16 protein-coding genes and 1 tRNA gene are annotated in these 22,160 nt (G+C 72.4%); 10 read left to right on the top strand and 7 right to left on the bottom strand.

Translation table 11 applies throughout. The features are described 5' to 3' along the window. Nucleotides 1-8 precede the first annotated feature (8 nt). From Bra3105_RS07035 to Bra3105_RS07015, 5 genes are all read left to right on the top strand, one after another. Nucleotides 9-1,322 (top strand): bifunctional o-acetylhomoserine/o-acetylserine sulfhydrylase, encoded by a 1,314-nt coding sequence (locus Bra3105_RS07035; RefSeq protein ID WP_228359190.1) that lies wholly within the window; start codon nucleotides 9-11, stop codon nucleotides 1,320-1,322. A gap of 225 nt (nucleotides 1,323-1,547) precedes the next feature. Then, nucleotides 1,548-2,252 (top strand): HAD family hydrolase, encoded by a 705-nt coding sequence (locus Bra3105_RS07030; RefSeq protein WP_228359189.1) that lies wholly within the window; start codon nucleotides 1,548-1,550, stop codon nucleotides 2,250-2,252. Beyond that, nucleotides 2,249-3,025, top strand: a complete 777-nt coding sequence (locus Bra3105_RS07025) for an HAD family hydrolase (protein WP_228359188.1) — start codon at nucleotides 2,249-2,251, stop codon at nucleotides 3,023-3,025. The genes Bra3105_RS07030 and Bra3105_RS07025 overlap by 4 nt, the downstream gene beginning before the upstream one ends. 171 nt (nucleotides 3,026-3,196) lie before the next feature. Continuing rightward, nucleotides 3,197-5,188 (top strand): thioredoxin-like domain-containing protein, encoded by a 1,992-nt coding sequence (locus tag Bra3105_RS07020; RefSeq protein WP_228359187.1) that lies wholly within the window; start codon nucleotides 3,197-3,199, stop codon nucleotides 5,186-5,188. A 110-nt stretch (nucleotides 5,189-5,298) separates the two neighbouring features. Then, nucleotides 5,299-8,040 carry a pyrophosphatase gene (locus tag Bra3105_RS07015; RefSeq protein ID WP_228359186.1) on the top strand — a complete coding sequence of 914 codons (2,742 nt, stop codon included), beginning with the start codon at nucleotides 5,299-5,301 and terminating at the stop codon, nucleotides 8,038-8,040. Between the two features lie 77 nt (nucleotides 8,041-8,117). On the opposite strand, the gene Bra3105_RS07010 is transcribed toward Bra3105_RS07015, so the two are convergent. Continuing rightward, nucleotides 8,118-8,696, bottom strand: a complete 579-nt coding sequence (locus Bra3105_RS07010; protein ID WP_200502810.1) for a TetR/AcrR family transcriptional regulator — start codon at nucleotides 8,694-8,696, stop codon at nucleotides 8,118-8,120. Nucleotides 8,697-8,886: 190 nt separating this feature from the next. Between Bra3105_RS07010 and Bra3105_RS07005 the strand changes: the two genes are divergently transcribed. Continuing rightward, nucleotides 8,887-9,321, top strand: a complete 435-nt coding sequence (locus tag Bra3105_RS07005; protein WP_228359185.1) for a hypothetical protein — start codon at nucleotides 8,887-8,889, stop codon at nucleotides 9,319-9,321. A gap of 68 nt (nucleotides 9,322-9,389) precedes the next feature. Then, on the top strand, nucleotides 9,390-10,823 hold the full coding sequence (locus tag Bra3105_RS07000; protein WP_228359184.1) for a sugar porter family MFS transporter: 1,434 nt from the start codon (nucleotides 9,390-9,392) through the stop codon (nucleotides 10,821-10,823). Nucleotides 10,824-10,951: 128 nt separating this feature from the next. On the opposite strand, the gene Bra3105_RS06995 is transcribed toward Bra3105_RS07000, so the two are convergent. Then, a tRNA-Gly gene (locus Bra3105_RS06995) sits at nucleotides 10,952-11,025 on the bottom strand. Nucleotides 11,026-11,159: 134 nt separating this feature from the next. Between Bra3105_RS06995 and dcd the strand changes: the two genes are divergently transcribed. The 3 genes from dcd to Bra3105_RS06980 all read left to right on the top strand — a co-directional run bounded on the left by dcd (nucleotide 11,160) and on the right by Bra3105_RS06980 (nucleotide 15,044). Next, on the top strand, nucleotides 11,160-11,804 hold the full coding sequence (dcd, locus tag Bra3105_RS06990) for a dCTP deaminase (protein ID WP_228359183.1): 645 nt from the start codon (nucleotides 11,160-11,162) through the stop codon (nucleotides 11,802-11,804). After that, entirely contained in the window at nucleotides 11,794-12,690 is an 897-nt protein-coding gene (locus tag Bra3105_RS06985) for a hypothetical protein (protein ID WP_228359182.1), read from the top strand. The genes dcd and Bra3105_RS06985 overlap by 11 nt, the downstream gene beginning before the upstream one ends. A 152-nt stretch (nucleotides 12,691-12,842) precedes the next feature. Then, nucleotides 12,843-15,044: an HNH endonuclease gene (locus tag Bra3105_RS06980; RefSeq protein ID WP_228359181.1), complete on the top strand. Its 2,202-nt coding sequence runs from the start codon at nucleotides 12,843-12,845 to the stop codon at nucleotides 15,042-15,044. 54 nt (nucleotides 15,045-15,098) lie between these two features. Here Bra3105_RS06980 and Bra3105_RS06975 read toward each other — a convergent pair whose 3' ends face one another. The 5 genes from Bra3105_RS06975 to iolD form a co-directional block, all read right to left on the bottom strand. Then, a complete protein-coding gene (locus tag Bra3105_RS06975; protein WP_228359180.1) occupies nucleotides 15,099-16,337 on the bottom strand; it encodes a Gfo/Idh/MocA family protein in 1,239 nt (412 codons plus the stop codon). A gap of 5 nt (nucleotides 16,338-16,342) precedes the next feature. Beyond that, nucleotides 16,343-17,227: a sugar phosphate isomerase/epimerase family protein gene (locus Bra3105_RS06970; RefSeq protein ID WP_228359179.1), complete on the bottom strand. Its 885-nt coding sequence runs from the start codon at nucleotides 17,225-17,227 to the stop codon at nucleotides 16,343-16,345. 17 nt (nucleotides 17,228-17,244) lie between these two features. Further along, a complete protein-coding gene (locus tag Bra3105_RS06965; protein WP_228359178.1) occupies nucleotides 17,245-18,216 on the bottom strand; it encodes a TIM barrel protein in 972 nt (323 codons plus the stop codon). Between the two features lie 38 nt (nucleotides 18,217-18,254). After that, nucleotides 18,255-19,748 carry a CoA-acylating methylmalonate-semialdehyde dehydrogenase gene (locus tag Bra3105_RS06960; RefSeq protein ID WP_228359177.1) on the bottom strand — a complete coding sequence of 498 codons (1,494 nt, stop codon included), beginning with the start codon at nucleotides 19,746-19,748 and terminating at the stop codon, nucleotides 18,255-18,257. 91 nt (nucleotides 19,749-19,839) lie between these two features. Next, nucleotides 19,840-21,777, bottom strand: a complete 1,938-nt coding sequence (gene iolD, locus Bra3105_RS06955; RefSeq protein ID WP_228359176.1) for a 3D-(3,5/4)-trihydroxycyclohexane-1,2-dione acylhydrolase (decyclizing) — start codon at nucleotides 21,775-21,777, stop codon at nucleotides 19,840-19,842. Nucleotides 21,778-22,160: the final 383 nt, after the last annotated feature.

The raw sequence follows: 22,160 nt of genomic DNA, 5'->3' as shown, positions 1-22,160 counted from the left end.
GTGTCCCCATGCCCGACAACGACACCGCCCCCGCCCCGCACTTCGAGACCCTCGCGATCCACGCCGGCCAGACGCCGGACTCCGACACCGGCGCCCGCGCGCTGCCGATCTACCAGACCACGAGCTTCGTGTTCCCGAGCGCGCAGGCGGCCGCCGACCGCTTCGGCCTGGCCGAGCTCGGCCCCATCTACACCCGCCTGACGAACCCCACCCAGGAGGCGGTCGAGAACCGCATCGCCGCGCTCGAAGGCGGCGTCGCCGGACTCCTCGTCGCCTCCGGCCAGAGCGCGATCACGCTGTCGATCCTCAACGTGGCGCAGGCGGGGGACAGCATCGTCGCCTCCCCGAGCCTCTACGGCGGCGCCTACTCGCTGCTCAAGCACACCCTGAGCAAGCTCGGCATCGAGACGGTCTTCGTCGAGGACCCCGACGACCTCGACTCCTGGCGCGCCGCGGTCCGCCCGAACACCAAGGCCTTCTTCGCCGAGTCCATCCCGAACCCCCGCCAGGACATCCTGGACATCGAGAACGTCTCCGCGATCGCGCACGAGGCCGGCGTCCCCCTGATCGTCGACAACACGATCGCGACCCCCTACCTGCTGCGCCCGCTCGCGCACGGGGCCGACGTGGTCGTGCACTCCGCGACCAAGTTCCTGGGCGGCCACGGCACCGCGATCGCCGGCGTGATCGTGGACGGCGGCAGCTTCGACTTCTCGGCCGATCCCGAGAGGTTCCCCCTGTTCAACGAGCCCGACCCGGCCTACCACGGCCTCGTGTACAGCTCGATCGCGCCCGACCTGCCTCCGTACGCCATCCGTGCGCGCGTGGCGCTGCTGCGCGATCTCGGACCGGCGGTCTCGCCGCACAGCGCCTTCCTCATCGCGCAGGGCGTCGAGACCCTGCCCCTGCGCATCGAGCGGCACGTCGAGAACGCCCAGAAGGTCGCGGACAACCTCACCACCAGGCCCGGGGTCTCCTCGGTCGCCTACGCGGGCCTTCCCGACTCGCCGTACCACGAGCGCGCGCAGAAGTACCTCCCGAAGGGCGCGGGCTCGGTGCTGGGCTTCGTGCTCGAGGGCGGGCGCGAGGCGGGCGTGGCCTTCGTCGACGCCCTCGAGCTGCACTCGCACGTGGCGAACATCGGCGACGTGCGCAGTCTCGTCATCCACCCTGCCTCGACCACGCACTCGCAGCTCACGGAGGAGGAACAGCGCGCCGCGGGCGTCGAGCCCGGCTTCGTGCGGCTCTCGGTGGGCCTCGAGCACATCGACGACATCCTCGCCGACCTCGACAAGGGCTTCGCGGCGGTCGCCGGGCTCTGAGGCGCGGACGGGCTCGGGCAGGCCGGGTCGGGTGGGCTGGATCAGGCGGGCCGGTTCGGGCTGGGCTCCGTCCGGCCCGCCCCGCCCGCTGCTGACGGCCAGGTGAACGGAGTCCGGAACATCGCGTGAACATCCGGCTCCCGCCCTGGTCACGACCTGCTCGCACGCCTCGCGGTCGCCGGGTTCACATCGTCCGCGCGGTCGGGGACGTGAGAGCCTTGACGGGTGAGTTCCACTCCCTCCGCTCCTGACCCCGGCCCGCTGGCGACCTGGCCGCCGCGGTGGATCCCGCGCGCCGTCGTCTTCGACTGCGACGGGCTCCTCGTGGACACCGAGTCCGAGTGGCTCGCGACGCAGGCCCGCTACCTCGCGGGCCACGGGGCGACGATCGACGAGGAGACGCGCAGGTCGCTCACCGGGCGCAGCGTCGAGACCGTGGTGCGCAGGCTCTCCGCCGAGACCGGCCAGGACCCCTATGCCGCGGCCGACGAGCTCATGGCCCTGCACAAGGAGGCCCTCACGGATGCCGTGGGGATCCTGCCCGGCGCCGTCGAGACCGTGCGCGCGGTCGCCGCCCGCGTCCCGGTCGCGATCGCCTCGAACTCCCCGCGCGATCTCCTGGACGACGCCCTCGAGGGCCTCGGCATCGGGGACGTCGTCCTCACCTCCGTGAGCGTCGACGACGTCGCCGAGGGCAAGCCCGCCCCCGACATCTACGTCGAGGCCGCACGGCGGCTGGGCGCCGACGTCGCCGACACCCTCGCCTTCGAGGACTCCGAGACCGGTGCGACGGCCGCCCGCGCGGCCGGTCTGCCCCTCATCGCCGTCCCCTCGATCCCCGGGCAGCGGCCCGTCGCCGACCGCACCCTGGCGAGCCTCGAGGACACCGACCTGCACGCCTGGATCCGCACCTGGGAGAGAGCCCGATGAACACCCCCGCCCCGACGCCCGGTCCCGCCCCCGCGCCCGCAGCGCCGTCCTCCGGTGCGCCGTCGCCCGCGTCGCCGGTCCCTGACGCGGGCGCCGCCGGCACGTCCGGCGACCGCTTCCGTGAGGCGTTCGGCGACTGGACGCCGCGCGCCGTCGTCTTCGACTGCGACGGGATGCTCCTGGACACGGAGACCGCGTGGAGCCACCGCACGCAGCCCGCGATCCTCGCCCGCTACGGCGTGGACCCGGCTGCCGCCGAGGGCGCCCTGCCGCTCGGGCTCACCGTCGAGGACGCCTCCCGGGTGATCGCCGACCTCGCGGACGCCCCCTACGAGGAGGTCCTCCACGCGACCCGCGAGCGCTTCCGCAGCGACGTCGCGGGCGACCTCGACGTCCTCCCGGGCGTGCACGAGGTCCTCGCCGCGACGAGCTCGCGGGTCCCGATCGCCTGCGCCTCGAACTCCTGGCACGAGATGCTCGAGGACAAGCTGGGCCGCGCCGGTCTGCGCGACTACTTCCGGGTGCTCGAGTCGGCCGACACCGTGGAGCGCGGCAAGCCGTTCCCGGACATGTACGAGGCGGGCGCGCGCGCCCTCGGCGCCCAGCCCGCCCAGGCCCTCGCCTTCGAGGACTCCCACACGGGAGCGCAGGCCGCGCGCTCGGCGGGGCTGCGCCTGATCACGATCCCGCAGGACGGCGAGGCCCCGTCCGCCGACCTCTCCCTGCGCACCCTCGCCGACCCCGGCCTGCTGAGCTGGATCGAGAGCTGGTGAGCCGGCCTGTCGGCGCCCTCGGCCCGTCGGCCCGACGGCCCCGTCGACCCCGTCGACCCCGTCGTCACACTCCGACGTACGCCCAGGTCGGCGCGCTCGGGGTGTGACCGACCCGTCGGCATGGCGGGCTTGACTGGCACGCGCGCCGCGGCTCGGTGTTGACTTGACCCCATGACTTCATCAGGCGAAGCGACCGACGGACCTGCCAGCAGCGACGGATCTGCCCCCGCTGCGCCCGCGGGCGGCCCCTCGTCCGGCCCCGCCGACGGCGCGGCACGCGACGTCCGCGTGCACGGGAGCGCCCTGCGCGGCCGCGGCTGGCTGAACACCGGCGGCGTCGAGCTGGACCTCGAGGACCTGCGCGGCAAGGTCGTCGTCCTGGACTTCTGGGCCTTCTGCTGCGTGAACTGCCTGCACGTCCTCGACGAGCTGCGTCCGATCGAGGAGAAGTGGGCCGACGAGCTCGTCGTCGTCGGCGTGCACTCCCCGAAGTTCGAGTTCGAGAAGGACGCCGACGCCCTCGCCGCGAACATCGAGCGCTACGAGATCACCCACCCGGTGCTCGACGATCCCGAGCTCAGCACCTGGAGCGAGTACGGGGCGCGCGCCTGGCCCACCCTCATCGTGCTGGACACCCACGGCCGCATCGCCGCGAACCTCTCGGGCGAGGGCCATGCGGACACCATCGACGCGCTCGCCGCGCAGCTCGTCGCCGAGGGGGAGGCCGACGGCTCCCTGCGCCGCGGCCCCGCGCCGACGGTGATCGCCGACCGCGTGCCCCAGACCCTGCGCTACCCCTCGAAGGTCGCGACCCTCGACGACGGCCGGCTCATCGTCTCCGACGCCGGCCAGCACCGCCTCGTGGTCTTCGAGCCCGACGGCTCGACGGTCTCCGAGATCATCGGGGAGGGCCGACGGGGCCGTGCCGACGGCGACGCGCCCGACGTCCTGTTCGCCGAGCCCAACGGCGTGCTCGTCCTCCCGCCGGAGGTCGCCGACGAGGCCGGCTACGAGGTCCTGGTCGCCGACAGCGCCAACCATCTCCTGCGCTCCGTGGAGCTCGGTCGCAGCCGCCTGCTGCGCTCGCGGACCACGAGCATCGTGGGCACCGTCGCGGGCGACGGCGCGCAGTGGATGCAGGGCCAGCCCCTGCCCACGGGCGAGGGCGATCCGCTCGACTTCGCGCTGTCGACGCCGTGGGACCTCACCTGGTCCCACGCCCTGGATCGCGCCGTGATCACGATGGCCGGCATCCACCAGATCTGGACGTTCGACCCGCGCACCGGCTCGCTCGCCGTGCTCGCGGGCACCACCCAGGAGGGCCTCGTCGACGGCGCCCTCGTCTCCTCCTGGTGGGCGCAGCCCTCCGGGATCGACGAGATGGACGACGGCACCCTCGCGATCGCCGACTCCGAGTCCTCCGCGATCCGCCTGCTGGACCCGCAGACCCTCACCGTGCGCACCGTCGTGGGCAAGGGCCTGTTCGACTTCGGGCACGTCGACGGCTCCGCCGACCACGCCCGCCTGCAGCATCCGCTGGGCGTGACCTCGCTGCCCGACGGCCGCCTCGCCGTCTGCGACACCTATAACGGCGCCATCCGCCTCATCGACCTCACGGGCGACGACGGCAAGGGCACCGTGGTGACCGTCGCGACCGATCTCGCCGAGCCCTCGGGCGCGGTGATCGGCGCGCCTATCGACGGCATCGGCCAGCTCATCGTCGTCGAGTCCGGCGCCCACCGCCTCACCTGGGTGCCCGTGGCCCGCGCCGCCGAGCGCGTGCTCGACGAGGGCGCGCAGCGCACCTCCCGCCCGGTCACCGAGGTGGGCCCCGGCTCCCTCACGGTGCGCGTGCTGTTCACCCCGCCGCCCGGGCACAAGCTCGACGACTCGCTGGGCCCCTCGACCCAGGTGTCGATCTCGACGACGCCCACCTCGATGCTCACCTCCGGATCGGGCACCTCGACCGCTCTCGAGCGCACGGTGGTGCTGGACCCGGCGTACTCGGACGGCGTGCTGCACGTGAACGCGCGCGCCGCCTCGTGCGACGCGGATCCCTCGGTCGAGTTCCCGGCCTGCCACATGCACCAGCAGGACTGGGGCGTCCCGATCCGCGTCGTCGACGGCGCCCCGGACGTCCTGGACCTCTCGCTGCTGGGCTGATGGACTGACCCGGTCCGGCCCAGCCCCTCCCCAGCCTCCCCAGGCACGATCCGTCAGGAACGATCCGACGGGCCCGTCCTCTCGGCCCGTCCCACCAGGCAGGAGACCCCGTGGAGTTCATCACCGACTTCGCTCTCGGAGAGGACAACGCCGTCCTGCTCCTGGTGCTCGGCGTGCTCGCCGTCGCCGCGATCGTGCTCGGCGCGATCATCCCCCCGCGCCTCGCCCATCACGGCGCGGCCGTGGCCCGGCGCCGCGCGGAGTCCCGCGCGAGCCGGAAGGGGGCGGCCCGCGCGTCCGCCGCTGGGAGCGACGCAGGAGCCACCGTGAGCTCCGCTGGGGACACCCAGAGCGCCGAGGACCTCGAGGCGCGCGAGGCGGAGGAGGGCATCGCCCCGGCCGACGAGGACGACCCCGACCTCCTCACCGAGGAGGACTCGGACACCGGCGACCCCGCGGTCGACCGCGACCTGGGCCGCCGACTGGGCTCGCTCGTCACCACGGCGACAGTCGTCGCCGGCTGGGTGGGCGTGCCCGCGGGTCTCCTCCTGCTGCTCGTCCCCGGCTCGACCGACGTGCGCATCCTGCGCATCGGCTTCTTCCTCATCGGCCTGATGGCCGGAGCGCTCGCCGCCTGGCGGGGGAGCGGGATGATGATGAGCGCCTTCGGGATCGCCCCGAGCGACCGCCCGCGCGCGATCTCCCGCTTCGGCGGCCTGTTCGTCGCGACGGCCCTGGGCATCGGCGCACTGCCCGTCGCGCTGTCCGTGTACTTCATGCGCGAGGACGCCGCCTCGCCGATCATCGCCTACGCCGCGGGCGCCGCCGTCTACGCGCTCGCCCTGCACGCGATCGCCTCCCTCGCCCATGGCACGGGGCATGCCGCGACCATGCTCGTCGGCTCCGACGAGAACGAGATCCACGCCGAGGACGACACCAACCCCGGCGGCCCCCACCTGCGACTCGCGCAGCTGCTGCGCCGCGGCCCCGCCCGCGCGGCCACCCTGGTCGCGCTCACGGCGGCCCTCGCGGCGGCGGGCATCCGCGTCTCCGTGCCCGTCTTCGCGACGCACGGCCTGGGCATCACGATCCTCGCCCTCACGGTGGCCGTCGCGGTCGCCCTCGTCGTCGCCCTGTTCCCGCACACCGGCCGCGAGGGCCGCGAGCGCACGGCCCTGCGCGCCGGGCAGCTCGTGCCGGCCCTGCTGGGCGTCGGCGGGATGATCGCGGGCGTCGCGCTGTGGCTGCCCTCGAGCTACCAGAACCTGCGCTTCACCACCGTGGGCATGGGCAGCTTCACCGACAAGGCGCTCACGGGCTCCGACTCGCCGGTTCCCCGCAGCGACCTGCAGAGCCAGATCACCTCGGCGATCTCCGACATGTCGCAGTGGATCACCGCGACCGACGAGTCGCACTACGCGAACACCTTCCTGGACACCCTCACCCTCTACGGCACGCACCCCAATGCGCTCGCCGCACTGGGCCTCGCCCTCGGCGCCGTGATCACGCTGCTCGCCCAGCTGCTCGCCGCGCGCGTGCTCGACCCGCACCAGGCCGCCTCGCTGCGCGCCGCCCGCAGCAGCCGCACCGGCGGCGCCCTCGGCGCGATGACGGTGCTGGGCACCGCGGCCCTCGCGGCCGCCGGCGTCCTCGGGCTCGGCGCGCTCGTGCTGGCGGTGCTCGTGGTGCTCGCCGAGGGCGTCCCGGCCCTCGCCCTCTCGCTCGTGGCCTTCGCGGGCCTCGGCGGCCTCGTGGTGATCGCCGCGAGCGCCGCCCTGCACACCTCGGGCGCCTTCGCGGACCGTCCCGGCACGGCCGAGCCGTGGCGCGATGCGAGCCGCACCGGCGGCGCGGAGACCGCCGTCGGCGTCCAGCTGGTCGCGGCCCTCGCCGCCCTGCCCTTCCTCGCCACGATCGTCACCGCGGTCGCCGGCGCCTCGCGCGCGAAGAGCGTCTGGGAGGACCGCGCCCTGCACGCGATGACGCCCGACTCGGTCGCGGTGCTCGGCGGGATCGCCCTGGGCGTGGTGACGATCGCCCTGATCGCCTCCTCGCTGCTGCACGGCCTGCGCCGCCTGGGCGTCGCCGCCGTCGTCGAGACCCGCGCCGCGATCCTCGACGGCCGCGACACCATGGACTTCGACGACCTCCCGCTCACCTCGCGCCGCGCCGCCCTCGCGCCGGTCGCGATCGCCGCGCTGATGCCGGTGGTCGCGGGCTTCGGCCTGGGACCGTCGGCCCTCCCGGCCTTCGTCGGGACCCTGGTGCTCGCGGCCCTCGCGACGGCCGTCGCCTCGACGCTCGCCGCGGGCCTCGGCACCTCCTCGGTGCGCGTCATCGAGAGCGGCCGCTACGGCGGCCCGGGCTCGTGGGGCCATTCTGGCGCGCTCGGCACCACGGTGCTGATGGGCGGGCTGCGGAACGCCCTGGGCACCTTCATCTCGATGGGCGCGCTCGTCGGCTCCCTGATCGGCGTGCTCTCGGTGGCCTCGATGATCAACGCGATGATCGACGGCACCAACGAGTTCCTGCGCTGGGGCGTGGCGCTCGTGGCGCTGCTCGCGCTCGGCGCCTGCTGGCTCTACGAGATCACCGCCCCGCAGACGGACCTCGAGGACGACTTCGGGGAGAGCTCCAAGCCTCTCTTCGCCCGCGCCGAGGACGACGGGGAGGACACCGCGGACTCGACGAACCCCCTGCTCATGGACTGGGCGGATGACGACGAGGAGGACGGGACCGATGCGTCCGACGGCGTCGGCGCTTCCACCGGCTCCGCGCGAGCGGGCGCGGCGGCGGCCTCGGGCTCGTCCCATCGGAAGAAGAAGGGACGCGGCGCGAAGAAGAAGCGCTGAGCGCGGTGCCCTGACCGGGGTGCCCTGACCGCGGTGCCCTGACCCGAGCCCGACCCAGGCGCTCGGGCCGCGCGCTCTCAGACGCTCGCGCCGAGCGCCCTCTGGATGAAGCGCACGAGCGCGGTCTCGTCGGTCCCCGGGGGCAGGGTGCGGCCGATGAGCATCGCGTTGATGATGCGCAGGCTCGCGTCCACGTCCAGGTCGGCGCTGAAATCGCCGGAGGCGACGCCGTCGTCCAGGATCGAGTGGAGGACCTTCTCGATGAGCACGACGTGCTCGCGCATCTTCCGGGCGATGTCCGGGTCGAGGTTCACGCGCCCGCGCGTGCTCGAGAGGTGGAAGGACGTGCTCAGGCCCAGTTGGGTGCGCACGTAGAGCTCGATCGCCTCGACGGGCGTGGAGGCGCCCTCGATGCCCTCGCGCAGCTGGTCGAGGTAGTCGCTGGTCTCGTGCATCGTGTACTCGACCAGGAGCGTGTCCTTGTCGGGGAAGTGGTTGTACATCGCGGTGCGGCCCACACCGGCGACGGTGGCGATGCGGGAGAACGTGATGTCCTCGAAGGGCTCGGTCTCCATGAGCTCGCCGAGCGCGGAGAAGATCTTCTCGCGCGTCCGCTCGCGATGCTCCTCCAGGGAGCCTCCGATGATCTTGGGCATGGACATATTCTTGCACCGTGTCAGCTCGATCCCGGGCCCATCGGCGGGTGAGTGCACGGTGAGCCGCCCGTGAGCTCGCGGGGAGGGTCCGGGGAGAGTTCGGTGCGCGGCCGGGGAGGAGCCCTGAGCGGCGGCCGTCGGGCCTCGCATCGACCGGCCATCGCGCGCTCCGCGCCGCTAGAATCGACGCGTGATCGACGTGGACATCGCCCGACGACTGCGGGACCTCGGCCTCCCCTGGGAGCCCGCCGAGGGGGACCGCTTCACCATCGACGTGCCCGACCTGCGGGAGCAGACCTTCATGCTGTCCTCGATGGTCGTCGAGCCCGCTCGCGGCCGACGCGGCGAGCCCCTCTTCACCTTCAACGGCACCACCGAGTGGGCCCTGGACTCCATCGAGGAGGACGAGGCGGTCTGGATCCCGCGCGAGGATCAGCTGCGCGAGGCCCTCGGCGAGCACTTCGCGCAGCTGCGCTGCGAGCGCTCCGCCTCCGGACACCTGGTGCACGTGGTGACGCTGTCCGGGCCCGAGGAATCGCGCGAGATCCGCGCCAGGAAGGTCGAGGATGCCTACGCGGGCGCCCTGCTCGTCCAGCTCGAGGAGCGCGCGCACGGCATGTCCTGACAAAAGATTCCTTCTGGGGTAGTGTCGTTCCGTCTCGAAGGACGACGACGCTGTCGGAAGGACAAAACATGTCGGGTCATGGATCCCGGAGGGACCTCACCTCGGGCACGCTCCCCGGTCGCATGCGGACGATCGCGACCATCGCGACGTTCGGCGGACTGCTCTTCGGCTACGACACCGGCGTCATCAACGGCGCCCTGCCGTCGATCCGCAGCGACCTGCAGCTGACCAGTCTCACCGAGGGGCTCGTGGCCTCGATCCTGCCCTTCGGCGCGGCCTGGGGAGCGGTGTTCGGCGGACGGATCGCGGACCGCTTCGGCAGGCGCCCCTCGATCGTCGGCCTCGCGGTGGTCTTCGCGCTCGCGACCATCGGCTGCTCCCTCGCGCCGAGCGCGGCCGTCCTCGCGCTCTTCCGCTTCGTCCTCGGCCTCGCGGTCGGCGGCGCGTCGGCGATCGTCCCCGTCTTCCTGGCGGAGATGGCGCCGACCCATCTGCGGGGGCGCGTGGTCGCGCAGAACGAGTTCATGATCGTCACCGGGCAGGCTCTCGCGTTCATGATGAACGCCCTGCTGGCGACGCTCATGCCGGAGACCGGTCACGTCTGGCGCTACATGCTGTCGCTCGCGACGCTCCCGGCGATCGCGCTGTGGATCGGCATGCACGCGGTCCCCGAGTCGCCCCGGTGGCTCGCGCGCGCGGGACTCTACGACCGCGTCCAGGAGGTGCTGCGGGACATCCGCGGCGACGCCTACAGCTCCGACGAGCTGAACGAGGTGCGCGAGCTCGCCCGGGAGGACTACCAGGCCGCATCGGGGACGCTGCGCGACATCCTCGTCAGCCCCTGGATGCGCAGGATCCTGGGCATCGGCCTCGGGATGGCGGTGATCAACCAGATCTCGGGCATCAACGCGATCCAGTACTACGGGGTCAGCGTCCTCGAGAGCGCCGGCTTCGGCGGCAATGGCGCCTTCTACGCGAACATCATCCCCGGTCTTGTGGGCGTCGGCGCGGTGGGACTGGCGATGGTGCTGCTGCGCACCGCGCGCCGCAAGCGGATGCTCCTGACCGGGCTCGGCGGCACGATCTGCTCCCTCACGTGCTTCGCCCTGGCCTTCCAGCTGATTCCCGAGGGCAGCCCTGCGCGCCCCTTCGCGATCCTCGCCTGCATCGTGGTCTTCGTGGGCTTCATGCAGTGCTGCATCGGCACGGTCACCTGGCTCTACCTCTCGGAGATCTTCCCGCTGCGCGTGCGCGGCGCCGGGATGGGCCTGTGCACGTGGGTGCTGTGGATGTTCACGTTCCTGGTGGGCCTCACCTTCCCGGTGCTCGCCGAGGCGATCGGCGCCGGTGCCACGGTGCTCATCTTCGTCGCCCTGCAGGTGGTCGCGTTCATCTGGGTGTGGCGGGTGGCTCCGGAGACCAAGGACCGCACGCTCGAGGACATCGAGCAGGACTTCCGGCGCAGGTACGAGGACCGGCGCGAGTCCGCGACGGCGTCTTGACGCGCGGCCGCGCGCTCGCCGGTGCGGTGCCCGTGCTGCGGCGGGTGCCGCGGGTGCTGCGGCCGGAGCGGCTGACGGCTGCCACGACGAAGGCCCCGGTGATCACTCACCGGGGCCTTCTCATCACATGGAGCGGGTGACGGGAATCGAACCCGCGCTGTCAGCTTGGGAAGCTGAAGTTCTACCATTGAACTACACCCGCGCATCCTCCTCGACCTGCGGGAACGTGCCCGTCGGTGAGTCGAACGGGGTCCAGCATAGCGTGCGATCCGCGCCGGTGCGAAACCGTCCGCGGACGCTGCCGTGCACGTCACGCTCTCCCGATAGGGTTGCCCCGTGCTGCTCAGCGACAACGACATCCGCGACCAGATCGACAGCGGTCGGGTGCGACTGGACCCGTTCGACGCCTCGATGGTCCAGCCCGCGTCCGTGGACGTGCGCATCGACCGCTTCTTCCGGCTCTTCGACAACCACAAGTACCCGATGATCGACCCGGCGGTCGAGCAGCCGGCGCTCACCCGCGAGGTCGCCGTCGATCCCGAGGAGCCCTACGTGCTGCACCCGGGGGAGTTCGTGCTCGCCTCGACGTACGAGCAGGTCACGCTCCCGGACGACATCGCCGCGCGTCTCGAGGGCAAGAGCTCCCTGGGGCGCCTGGGGCTGCTCACCCATTCGACCGCGGGCTTCATCGACCCGGGCTTCACCGGCCACATCACCCTGGAGCTGTCGAACATGGCGACGCTGCCGGTGGCGCTGTGGCCGGGCATGAAGATCGGGCAGCTGTGCTTCTTCCGGCTCTCGTCGGCCTCGCAGAACCCCTACGGCAGCGAGGGCAACCTCAACCGCTACAGCGGGCAGCGCGGCCCCACCGCCTCCCGCTCGCACATGAACTTCCACCGCACGCTGATCCCGGTCGACCCGGAGAATCCGGTCGGCCCGGAGAATCCGGTGAGCACGGTGGGGCCCGACGATGGCGAGTGAGCCCGGCGCGGGCGCGGCAGGCACCCGCGCGATGACCTCGCACCGGCTCCAGCTGCCCCACGGCACGCCCGCCGAGGCCGTCCTGACGATGATCCGCAACGTCGTGCCTGATGCCCGGCTCGAGGACGGGGGCATCGACATCGGCGGCGGCGCGGTCCTCGTCGAGGATGCGCGACGCCCGAGCCGCTGGACGCTGCGCACCCCGCGCGTGCGCGACAGCGAGCCCGCCGAGGACCTTCCCGACTCCCACGGCTACGGCCACGCCTTCGCGGACGGCATGCCCTTCGGCGACGAGCGCGAGGCCCTCGATCTCGCCTGGTCGCTCGCGCGCCGGCTCGACGGCGCCGTGGTCACCGATGCGCACGCACGGCTCGAGCCGCATCCCTGTCATGTGCGGGACCTCTTCGTGACCAGCCCGAACGCACTGCTCGCGCAGGATCTTCTCGCGCTCGTGCAGTCGGTGGAGCCGGGCGCGGAGCTCGTCACCGCTCCGCCCGAGGCCGACACCACCGGGTACATGCTGCGCATCCCGATCGGCGACGCGGACGATGCGTCCGGGATCGCCACGGCGGGCGCCGGCGCGGTGCTCCTCGCCCCGTCGGCCGACGATCCGCAGGACGAGATCCTGCTGCGCGTGGGTCCGACCTCCCGGCCGACGGCGCTCGAGGCGCTGCCCTGGCTCGAGGGCGCGGTCGACTACGAGATCGTGCACGAGATGCTCGACGAGCTCGATGCCGAGATCGACGTGCCCGACGACGCGACGGCCGCCCGCTGGACCGAGGTCTATCGCAGGATCGGCCTGCTCGCGGGCCTGATCGTGGAGACCGTCGGCGGGTACATCGTGGACCTCGAGGGCTTCCTCGTCGATCCGGCTGACCTGGTCTGATCCGAGGGTGCCGGGCGGCGCGCGTCGGGTGCCGGGCGGCGGGTGCCGCGCGTGCCTGGTGTCGCCCGCTCCCCGGCAAGTGATGCAGCTCACATTGGCGGGAGTCCACAGCGACCCTTCGTTTGTCGGTCCCCCCGAGGAGCATGGGTGCCATGGACGACGAAGACCTCGGCGCGCACGGCGCGACCGCACCTGGGACGGACGGCATCGCCGCCCGCCCAGCCGCGGTGCCCGCGCGGCCGGGAGCGTCGGATACGTCGTCTCCGATCAGTCTTTCGGCCGACGGGGCAGTGCTGCTCCGTTCCGCGTCGGACGGCAGCACGGACGACGCACGCACCATCGACGCACGCGCGATCGACGCGGGCAGGATCGACGCAGGCACCATCGACCTGCGCGAGACGACCGGGGCGATCGCCGACGCGGCGCTCATCGGCCCGGCGGCCCTCGAGGCAGCCGATCTCTCGCGCGTGCTCGTGGGCATCGACGAGATGCGCTCGGCCCTCGCCGCGCTCGAGATGCGCACCATGTCAGAGCTCGACGATGCGATCCGCGCGCAGGACGTGCGCGCGGGCCTGCCCGTGAGGGACCAGGGCCGGCGCACCACCGGCGAGATCCAGATGGCCTCGCGCATCTCACCGGCCACGGCCTCGAGGAGACTGCGAGCCGGGCAGCGGATGACCCGCGAGATGCCCCGCATGTTCGAGGCCCTCGCGCGCGGAACGATGCAGGCCGACGCCGGATACGCCGTCGGCCGCTCCGTCGGGCCCGTCGAGCCCGAGCTGCGCGGCCACGTCGACGACGTCCTCGCCGAGCACCTGCCCGATCTCGACGGCTCGACTCCCGCGCGCTGGTCGCAGGAGGTCGGTGCGCTCGCCCAGAAGCTTGACCCGCGCGGCGGACCGGAGCGCCACAGGCGTGCCGCGACGCAGCGCGGCGTCACCGTCACCCCCGGTGCACACGGCATGGGCACCGTCGCCGCGGTGCTCCCCGGCCCCGACTGCGCCGCGATCCGCCGCAAGCTCGCCCTCGCCGCCGAATCCCTGCAGGTCCAGGGTGACGAGCGCACGCACGGCCAGCTCATGGCCGATCTCTTCGCCGACACCCTGCTGGGCCGCGACGAGACGATGGACCCGGTGCACTTCGCGATCAACGTGGTGATCTCCGAGCGCTCACTGTTCACGCCCACACACGGGGAGCCCGCCGTCGTCGAGGGGTACGGCCTGGTCGAGGCCACGCAGGTGCGCGACCACGTGCTCGACCAGCGCTTCCCGGAACGGCGCACCGCCTCCGGCCGGCCCCTCGCCGGCTCGGTCCATGAACAGGGAGCCGCCTCGGGGCCCGAGCATGTGCACGGAGCCGTCGCAGCAGACGGAACCACGGGCCTCGGTGCTGGTCACGACCGGCAGCACCCGTCGGCGCCCCTGCGCCGTCAGTCCCTCGACATCATCGACATCATGCGCCGGGACCGAGGCGCGCCACCGCTCCTCACCGGCGAGAGCGCCGCGAGCGGCGCCCCACCGCACCCGGCGCCGGCGGCGTCCCAGAACCCACCCCCGCCTGCAGAGGTCCGGAACCCGCCCTCGCGCGAGCAGATCGAGCACGACCTCGCGCGCGCGGAGCAGCAGATGGGCGATTCCCTGCGCCGCGTCTTCACGCACCCGACCACGGGCGAGCTGATCGCGATGGACTCCCGCTCGCGCGCTTTCCCGGAGGGCCTCAAGCTGTATATGCGCCTGCGGGACGTCAGCTGCGTGGGCCCGTACTGCGGTGCGCCGATCCGCCACGCCGACCACATCCGGCCGTTCGCCGAGGGCGGGCCGACGAGCGCCACGAACGGCCAGGGCCTGTGCGCGCACTGCAACCTCACGAAGGAGGCGCTCGGTCGCGTCGAGCACGTGCCGTCGGCCGACGGCAGCCACCGCGTGGCCTGGACCAGCCGCCTCGGCGCCACGGCGACCGTCACCCCGCCGTCGCTCACCGGCCTGCCCCTCGACGCCGCGAAGATCCCCGGCACGACGAGGACCGGAGCCGACGGGGGAGCGGTCGGCGCCGATGTCCCGGCCGCCGGCCCCGACGCACATGCCCCCGTCCGCAGCCGCCGCCATCTGCGGATGCTCGTCGAGGGGGAGGACCTGCCCGCGCGTGACCCCTACGCGGCCCTCTCCGCGGAGAACGAGGACCGGATGACGGCCGCCGCCCTCGCGAGCTTCGGACCCGACGACGAGGACTTCGAGGAGCGCGGAGCCCAGGGACGACGCCTCGTCGACGAGGTCGAGATCCTCGAGGAGCTCGACCGGCTCGACGCGCTCGGCCGGCCCGACGAGGACCTCGGCGCCCTCAGGGACTCCGCATGACGCCGCACTCGACCCCGACCCTGAACATGCACCAGTCGGCGCGGGCGGGCGCGATCACGCGCCCCAGGTGGTCCCCTCGACCTGCGGCACGTCGACCCAGCCGCGCGAGGACGCCGAGCGCACGATCGCCTCGGTGACCTCCGCCGCGGAGAGACCGTCGGCCGTGTTCGGAGCGGCGCCCGAGCGGGCGCCGTCGTCGACTCCGCCGATTCCGCCGACCACATCCGTCAGGAACTGCGCGCACTCGATCGCCTTGAGGTCGTCGAAGCTCATCGGGATGCCGGGACCCGGCTGGAAGCGTCCGTAGTCGCCGTGTCCCGCGCCCGCGAGGACCGTCGTGTACCCGTGCTCGAGGCCGCCGTCGCCGATCATCACCTCGAACTCGTTCATGCGGGTGAAGGACCAGCGCGCCGACCCCTCGGTCCCGTACACCTCGAGGGCGTAGTCGCTGCGATGCCCGCGCGCCACGCGCGAGGACTCGAGGGTCGCCCGGGTGCCGTCCGCGAGGGTCGCGAGAGCCGCCACCCAGTCCTCGTTGCCGACCGCGCCGCGCTCGGTCCCGACCTCGACGGCGCCGTGCCCCACACCGGCCGACGTCGGGATCGGACGCTCGCGCAGGAACACGTCGGTCGCGGCGCTCAGCTCGGCGATGCCCTGGCCGGTCACGTACTGGACGAGGTCCGCGCCATGGCTCAGCAGATCGCCGATCACTCCCGCGCCCGCCCGGGAGCGGTCGTAGCGCCAGGTCAGCGGTCCGTCGGGCGAGGAGGCGTAGTCGGCGTAGAGCCAGCAGCGCACATTCGTGATCCGCCCCAGCCTCCCGGCGGCGACCAGGGCGCGCAGGTGCTCGACGGCCGGAGCATGCCGGTAGTTGAAGCCGACCGCGGTCGCGACGCCCGCCGCGCGGGCCGCCTCGTGGATCTCGCGGCTCTGCGCCGCATCCACGCCCATCGGCTTCTCGATCCAGAACGGCCTGCCGGCACGGGCCGCCGCGAGCGCCACGTCCCGGTGCAGGAAGTTCGGCGTCGCGATCGACACCACGTCGACCTCCGGATCCGCGAGCATCTCGGCGACGTCGTCCACCGCGCGCTCGAAGCCGAACTGTGCGCGCGCCGCGCGCTGGTTGTCGGGCAGCGGGTCCGCCGCGCATACCAGGCGCGGGGCGAGGCCCAGCTCCGGATAGCGCGCGGCCAGGCCCCGGTACGAGCTCGCGTGCAGTCGGCCCATCCAGCCCAGGCCCACGACGCCCACCCCGAGGGGACGCGGGCTGTTCTCCGCGTTCGTCGTTCCCACCGCCATCACTCCCCTCCGAGCTCGGTGAGGATCCGCTCGCGCATGCGGCGGTTGATCGCGTCGGCGTCCTCCTCCCAGCCGAACACGCACACGGACACCGATCCGTCGTAGTCGCGCTCGCGCAGGGCGGAGAAGGCGTCGTCCCAGTCGATCTCGCCGTTGCCGATCTCGTTGTGCTGGTGCACGCGGGCGTCGACCCCGGGCGGGTTCACGATGTAGCGGTTGCCCACGTTCGCCGTGTGGTCGAAGACGTCGGCGACGTGCAGGTGGCGCAGGCGATCGCCCGCGTAGTCGAGCATGTCGCGCACGCTCGCGCCCGGCGCGCCCGGTGCTCCGCCGCCCAGGTGGAAGGCGTGCGGGAAGCAGAACTCGTAGTTGAACCAGTCCCGGTCCACGCCGCGCACGATCTGCACCGCGCGCTCGTTCGTCTCGGCGAAGTCGTACGGGTGCGCCTCGACCGTGCACTCGATGCCGTAGCGCTCGAAGTCGGGGATCAGCTCCTCGACGGAGCGGTAGAACTGCGACTCGCTGCGCCGCGGCTGGTTCGGATCCCCGGAGAGCTCGGTGGCGATCATCGGCACCTCGAGGGCGTCGGCGATCTCCAGCAGCCGCCGCCAGTTGCGCACCTGCGCCTGACGCTCCTGCTCATCGGGGTTCGACCAGTTGAAGACGGGGTTGAACGTCCAGATGCGCACCCCCGTGTCCTTCATCGCCTGTGCGATCTCGGCGATCTGGTGGCGGTCCACCTTCGGGTAGTGGTGCCACTCGTGGAAGTCGGCGCGCGGGGACAGCTCGATGTACCGGAAGCCGAGCTCGGCCGCCTTGTGCACCTCCTGCGCGACGGACATCTGCGGGTGGTACATGCTCGGATCCAGCAGGACCTTCACCATGGGGCGTCTCCCTCGTCTCAGGCGTGCTTCAGGCCCAGGCCGCACTCGGCCAGGAACTCGCGGGTCTTCACGGCATTGGGCAGGGGCAGCGACGGATCGCAGGGGTAGAGGTCCTGCTCGCAGATCACGTAGAGGTCCCTGTCGAGCGTCGCGAGCTTCGCCACCAGGTCCTTCATGTCGGGCAGCCCGGCCGGCGGACGCACCGAGGCGCCCTTCGCCACGGCCTGCCCGAAGGGCCAGTCCTTCTCGTGCGCCTCGCGGGTGATGTCGGCGTCGAAGGCCTTGATGTGGACGTAGCCAATCCGGTCGGGGTACTCGTCGATCATCGAGATCGGGTCGCCGCCGCCGTAGACGACGTGCCCGGTGTCCAGGCAGAACGAGACCAGCTCCGGGTCCGTCGCCTCGAAGACGCGCGCGATCTCCTCGGGCGTCTCGATGTGGCTGTCGCCGTGAGGGTGCAGCACCATCGTCAGCCCGTAGTCCTCCTTGAGGATGCGGCCCAGCTCGTTGGCATGGGTGACGTAGAGCTTCCAGGCCTCGCCCGTCAGCTGTCGGTCGTCCGTGAACTCCCAGGTCTTGTCGTCGCGGTACAGCGGGGGCAGGTGCACCATGTACTCCGCGCCGACGGCCGCGTGGGTCTCGGCGATCGCCCGGAAGGTGCGCTCCGTCTCCGGCCAGGCATCCTCCTTGTGCAGGATGCCCCAGCCGGTGCCCGCGACCACGCGGAAGCCGTGCTCGTCCATGACGTGCTTCAGGTCGGCGGCGTCCTGGGGGAAGTACCCCCAGGGGCCCGTCTCCATGACGGAGAAGCCGGCTTCGGCCATCTCCGCGAGCGCCGTGCGCCAGGGGATCTGCTTCTCGTCCTGGGGGAACCACACGCCCCACTGGTCGGGGCACACGCCGATCGTGAGGCGGTCGAACGGCGCCTCGGGGTTGCGCGAGAGGTCGGCGGTCGCCGGAGTGGGCGCGGGGGAGTGCGCAGAGGTCACGGGGTCATCTCCTTCGATGGGGGCGGCTGGAGCCGAGATCAGTCGTGCGTCGGGAAGCTCATGGACGCCTCGACGTGCTCGTCCTGGCGAGGCCAGCGCGAGGTGACCGCCTTCTGTTTCGTGTAGAACTCGAGGCCCTCGGGTCCGTGCGCGTGGTGCTCGCCGAACAGCGAGTCCTTCCAGCCGCCGAAGGAGTAGTAGCCCACGGGGGTCGGGATCGGCACGTTGATGCCGACCATGCCCACCTGGACCTCCTCCTGGTAGCGGCGCGCGTAGTGGCCGGAGCCGGTGAAGATCGCGGTGCCGTTGCCGAAGCGCGAGGAGTTCACGAGCTCGATGGCCTCGTCGAAGTTGTGGACGTGCATGACCACGAGCAGCGGCCCGAAGACCTCCTCGGTGTACGTGGGGTGGTCGGCGGGGAGGTCGGTGACGACCGTCGGCCCCACGAAGTTGCCGTTCTCGAAGCCCTCGACGACCAGGCCGCGACCGTCGACGACGATCCGTCCGCCTGCCTGCTCGGCCTCGTCGGCCATGCGGATGACCCGCTCGCGGGCGTCCTTCGTGATCACCGGCGGCATGTCGGTCGCCGGGTCGGAGCCGGGGCCGACGGTGAGCTTCGCGGCCTCGGCGGCGATCGCCTCGAGGAAGGGCTCGTGGGCGTCGCCGACGGTCACGGCGACCGGGACGGCCATGCAGCGCTCGCCCGCGGAGCCGAAGGCGCCCGAGGCGACCTGCCCGGCGGCGAACTCGACGTTCGCGTCCGGCATCACCACGGCGTGGTTGTTCGCGCCGCCGAGCGCCTGCACCCGCTTGCCCGCGGCCGACGCGGTGGCGTGCACGTGCTTCGCGATCGGGGTGGAGCCGACGAAGGACACCGCGGCGATCTGCTCGTGCGTGCACAGCGCGTCGACCGTGTCCTTGCCGCCGTGGACGACCTGGAAGACGCCGTCGGGCAGCCCGGCCTCCTGGTAGAGGCGCGCCACGATGTTCGAGGCGGAGGGGTCGCGCTCCGACGGCTTGAGGATGAAGGCGTTGCCGGTCGCGATCGCGATCGGGTGCATCCAGAAGGGCACCATCGCCGGGAAGTTGAAGGGGGTGATGCCGGCGACCACGCCGAGCGGCTGGCGGAAGGTGAACCCGTCCACGCCGGTCGAGACGTTCTCGGAGAAACCGCCCTTGAGGTCCTGGGTGATCGAGGTGGCGAACTCGAGGGTCTCCTGGCCGCGGGCGATCTCGCCGCGGGCGTCGGCGACGGTCTTGCCGTGCTCGCGGGAGATGACCTCCGCGATCTCGTCCGTCGCGTCGATCAGCAGCTGGCGCATCCGGTACATGATCTGGGTGCGCTTGGCGAGCGAGACCTTCGCCCACTCGCGCTGGGCGGCGACGGCGACCTGCACGGCCTGGTCGACGGTCCCCGCATCGCCCAGGTGCAGGGTCGCGATCTCCTCGTTCGTCGCCGGGTTCAGGATGGGCTGGGTGGAGCCGGTGCCCTCGGCCTCGCGGCCGTCGATCCAGTGCTTGACGTCGGTCATGGTTCCTCCGTGGTGGTCTCGGGTGGTGCGGTCTCGGATGGAGCGGTGATGAAGGGGGTGCTGTCGGCGGCGTGCGGGCGCGGACCGCCGGTCACAGGTAGTGGCGCTGCGGCGCCTTCTCCGCCTCGTAGCGCGCGGAGGCCTCCTGCGTGGAGCCCAGGCGGGAGACCTGGGAGACGGGCACGTCCCACCAGCCGATGCCGGGCGGGTTCGGCCCGTACAGGTCGGTGTTCACGACGATCGCGGTGGCGTGCTCGGAGTCCTCGGCCCGGCGGTAGGCGGCGCGGAAGTCGTCCGTCGAGGAGACCTCGCTGACCTCGATGCCGTACGAGCGGATGTTCGCGGCGATGTCCATCGGCAGCTTCGCGCCGTCGAGCAGGCCGGTCTTCTCGTTGCGCATGCGGTACTTGGTGCCGAAGCGCTGCGAGCCGTGGGACTCGGACAGGGAGCCGATCGAGGACCAGCCGTGGTTCTGCAGGATCACGAGGATGACCTTCACGTCCTCGGCGACGATCGTCGCGATCTCCTGCGGCGCCATCTGGAAGGTGCCGTCGCCGATGATCGCGACGACCTCGCTGTCCGGGGCCGCCATCTTCGCGCCCAGGGACGCGGGCAGCTCGTAGCCCATGCACGAGTAGCCGTACTCGAGGTGGTACTGCAGGGGAGTGCGGGCTCGCCACAGGGTCTGCAGGTCGCCGGGCATCGAGCCCGCGGCGTTGATGACGATGTCCTCGTCGCCCATGAGCTCGTTGAGGGCGCCGAAGATCTCGGTCTGCGCGGGCAGCTCCTGGTCGTGCGGGGCGAAGCAGGGCGCGCTGCGCTCCTCCCAGGCGGCGACGAGCTCGCGGGCCCGGTCCTGGTGTTCCTGCGGGGCGCGGTAGGCGGCGGTGTCCGCCGCGAGCCCCGCGGTGAGCGCCTCGAGGCCGGCGCGGGCGTCGGCCACGAGCATCTCCGCCGAGTGCTTGGCGGCGTCGAAGGCCTTGACGTTGAGGTTCACGAAGCGCACGTCGGGGTCGCGGAAGGCGGTGTGCGAGGCGGTCGTGAAGTCCGTGTACCGGGTGCCGACGCCGATCACGACGTCCGCCTCCGCGGCGAGCGTGTTCGCCGCGTCGTTGCCGGTCGCTCCCACGCCGCCGACGCTCGAGGGATGGTCGGCGCTGATCGCGCCCTTGCCCGCCTGGGTGTCGGCCACGGGGATGCCGGTGGCGTCGGCGAAGGCGGCCAGGGCCGCGCTCGCCTCGGAGTAGACGGCGCCGCCTCCGGCGACGACGAGCGGCCGACGGGCCGAGCGGATCACCGCGAGGGCGCGCTCGAGCGCGGCGGGCTCGGGGACGGGCCGGCCGACGTGCCAGGTGCGCTCGCGGAAGAACTCGAGCGGCCAGTCGTGGGCCTCGGCCTGGACGTCCTGGGGGAGGGCGAGGGTGACCGCGCCGGTCTCGGCCGGGTCGGTGAGCACGCGCATCGCCGCCAGCGCGCTCGGGATGAGCTGCTCGGGGCGCCAGATGCGGTCGAAGAAGCGGGAGACGGGGCGGAAGGCGTCGTTGACGGTGACGTCCATGGCGCGCTCGTCCTCGAGCTGCTGGAGCACGGGGTCCACGGCGCGGCTCGCGAAGACGTCGCTGGGCAGGATCAGCACGGGGATCCGGTCGATCGTCGCGAGCGCCGCGCCGGTGACCATGTTCGTCGATCCGGGGCCGATGGAGGCCGTGCAGGCGAGGGTCTGCAGACGGTTCTTCGTGCGCGCGTAGGCGACGGCGGCGTGCACCATGTTCTGCTCGTTGCGCGCCTGGTAGTAGGGCATCTCGGCCTCGCCGTCGGCGGGGTCGATCGCGTTCTGCAGGAGGGCCTGGCCCACGCCGGCCACGTTGCCATGGCCGAAGATCCCGAAGGTGCCCGCGATCAGCCGCTGCCGTTCGCCGTCGCGCTCCGTGTACTGGGCGGAGAGGAAGCGGACGAGGGCCTGGCCGACGGTGAGGCGGATGGTCGCGCCCGTCGGGGCTCCGCTGACGCTGTCGCTGTGCTCACTCATGCTGCCTCCGTGGACGGGACGGCCGGCCGCCCTGGGCGGTCCGGGATTCGTGCGACCGCCGGGACCGGACGACTCGGCGGTGGGTCGTGGGAACAGCATGCCGACAACCGGATGCGCATGTCAATCTTTTGTATTGACAAGCGAGATGCTGTGGCGAGTTCGAGGCGCGCAGCGACATCCGCGCCGATGAGGTGCGGAGCCCTGCTGATCGCTCGCGAACAGGCCTTCCCTGGTCGGCGGTGGCGTGCTACGGTCCTCGGCTATCGGATGCGACGAGCACTTTGACCGGACAAGGAACGTCAGGCACGGTGGATCCGCGCACCGTGGCACCACGATTCCGCACCGGCCCGCCGCTCGGTTCTCCTGCGCCCCGTCGGCCGGCC

Origin of the sequence: Brachybacterium halotolerans subsp. kimchii (genome assembly GCF_020792675.1) — a bacterium.
Lineage (GTDB): Bacteria > Actinomycetota > Actinomycetes > Actinomycetales > Dermabacteraceae > Brachybacterium > Brachybacterium halotolerans.
The sequence above is the reverse complement of the archived record's forward strand: the minus strand, read 5'-3'. Positions and strand labels throughout refer to the sequence as shown.

Excerpts from the sequence above, each read along its gene's own strand:
- Bra3105_RS07020 (WP_228359187.1), top strand. The coding sequence starts at position 3,197 with ATGACTTCATCAGGCGAAGCGACCGACGGACCTGCCAGCAGCGACGGA.
- Bra3105_RS07035 (WP_228359190.1), top strand. The coding sequence starts at position 9 with ATGCCCGACAACGACACCGCCCCCGCCCCGCACTTCGAGACCCTCGCG.
- Bra3105_RS07010 (WP_200502810.1), bottom strand. The coding sequence starts at position 8,696 with ATGCCCAAGATCATCGGAGGCTCCCTGGAGGAGCATCGCGAGCGGACG.
- iolD (WP_228359176.1), bottom strand. The coding sequence starts at position 21,777 with ATGAGTGAGCACAGCGACAGCGTCAGCGGAGCCCCGACGGGCGCGACC.
- Bra3105_RS07000 (WP_228359184.1), top strand. The coding sequence starts at position 9,390 with ATGTCGGGTCATGGATCCCGGAGGGACCTCACCTCGGGCACGCTCCCC.
- Bra3105_RS06980 (WP_228359181.1), top strand. The coding sequence starts at position 12,843 with ATGGACGACGAAGACCTCGGCGCGCACGGCGCGACCGCACCTGGGACG.
- Bra3105_RS06985 (WP_228359182.1), top strand. The coding sequence starts at position 11,794 with ATGGCGAGTGAGCCCGGCGCGGGCGCGGCAGGCACCCGCGCGATGACC.
- Bra3105_RS07025 (WP_228359188.1), top strand. The coding sequence starts at position 2,249 with ATGAACACCCCCGCCCCGACGCCCGGTCCCGCCCCCGCGCCCGCAGCG.
- Bra3105_RS06960 (WP_228359177.1), bottom strand. The coding sequence starts at position 19,748 with ATGACCGACGTCAAGCACTGGATCGACGGCCGCGAGGCCGAGGGCACC.
- Bra3105_RS06970 (WP_228359179.1), bottom strand. The coding sequence starts at position 17,227 with ATGGTGAAGGTCCTGCTGGATCCGAGCATGTACCACCCGCAGATGTCC.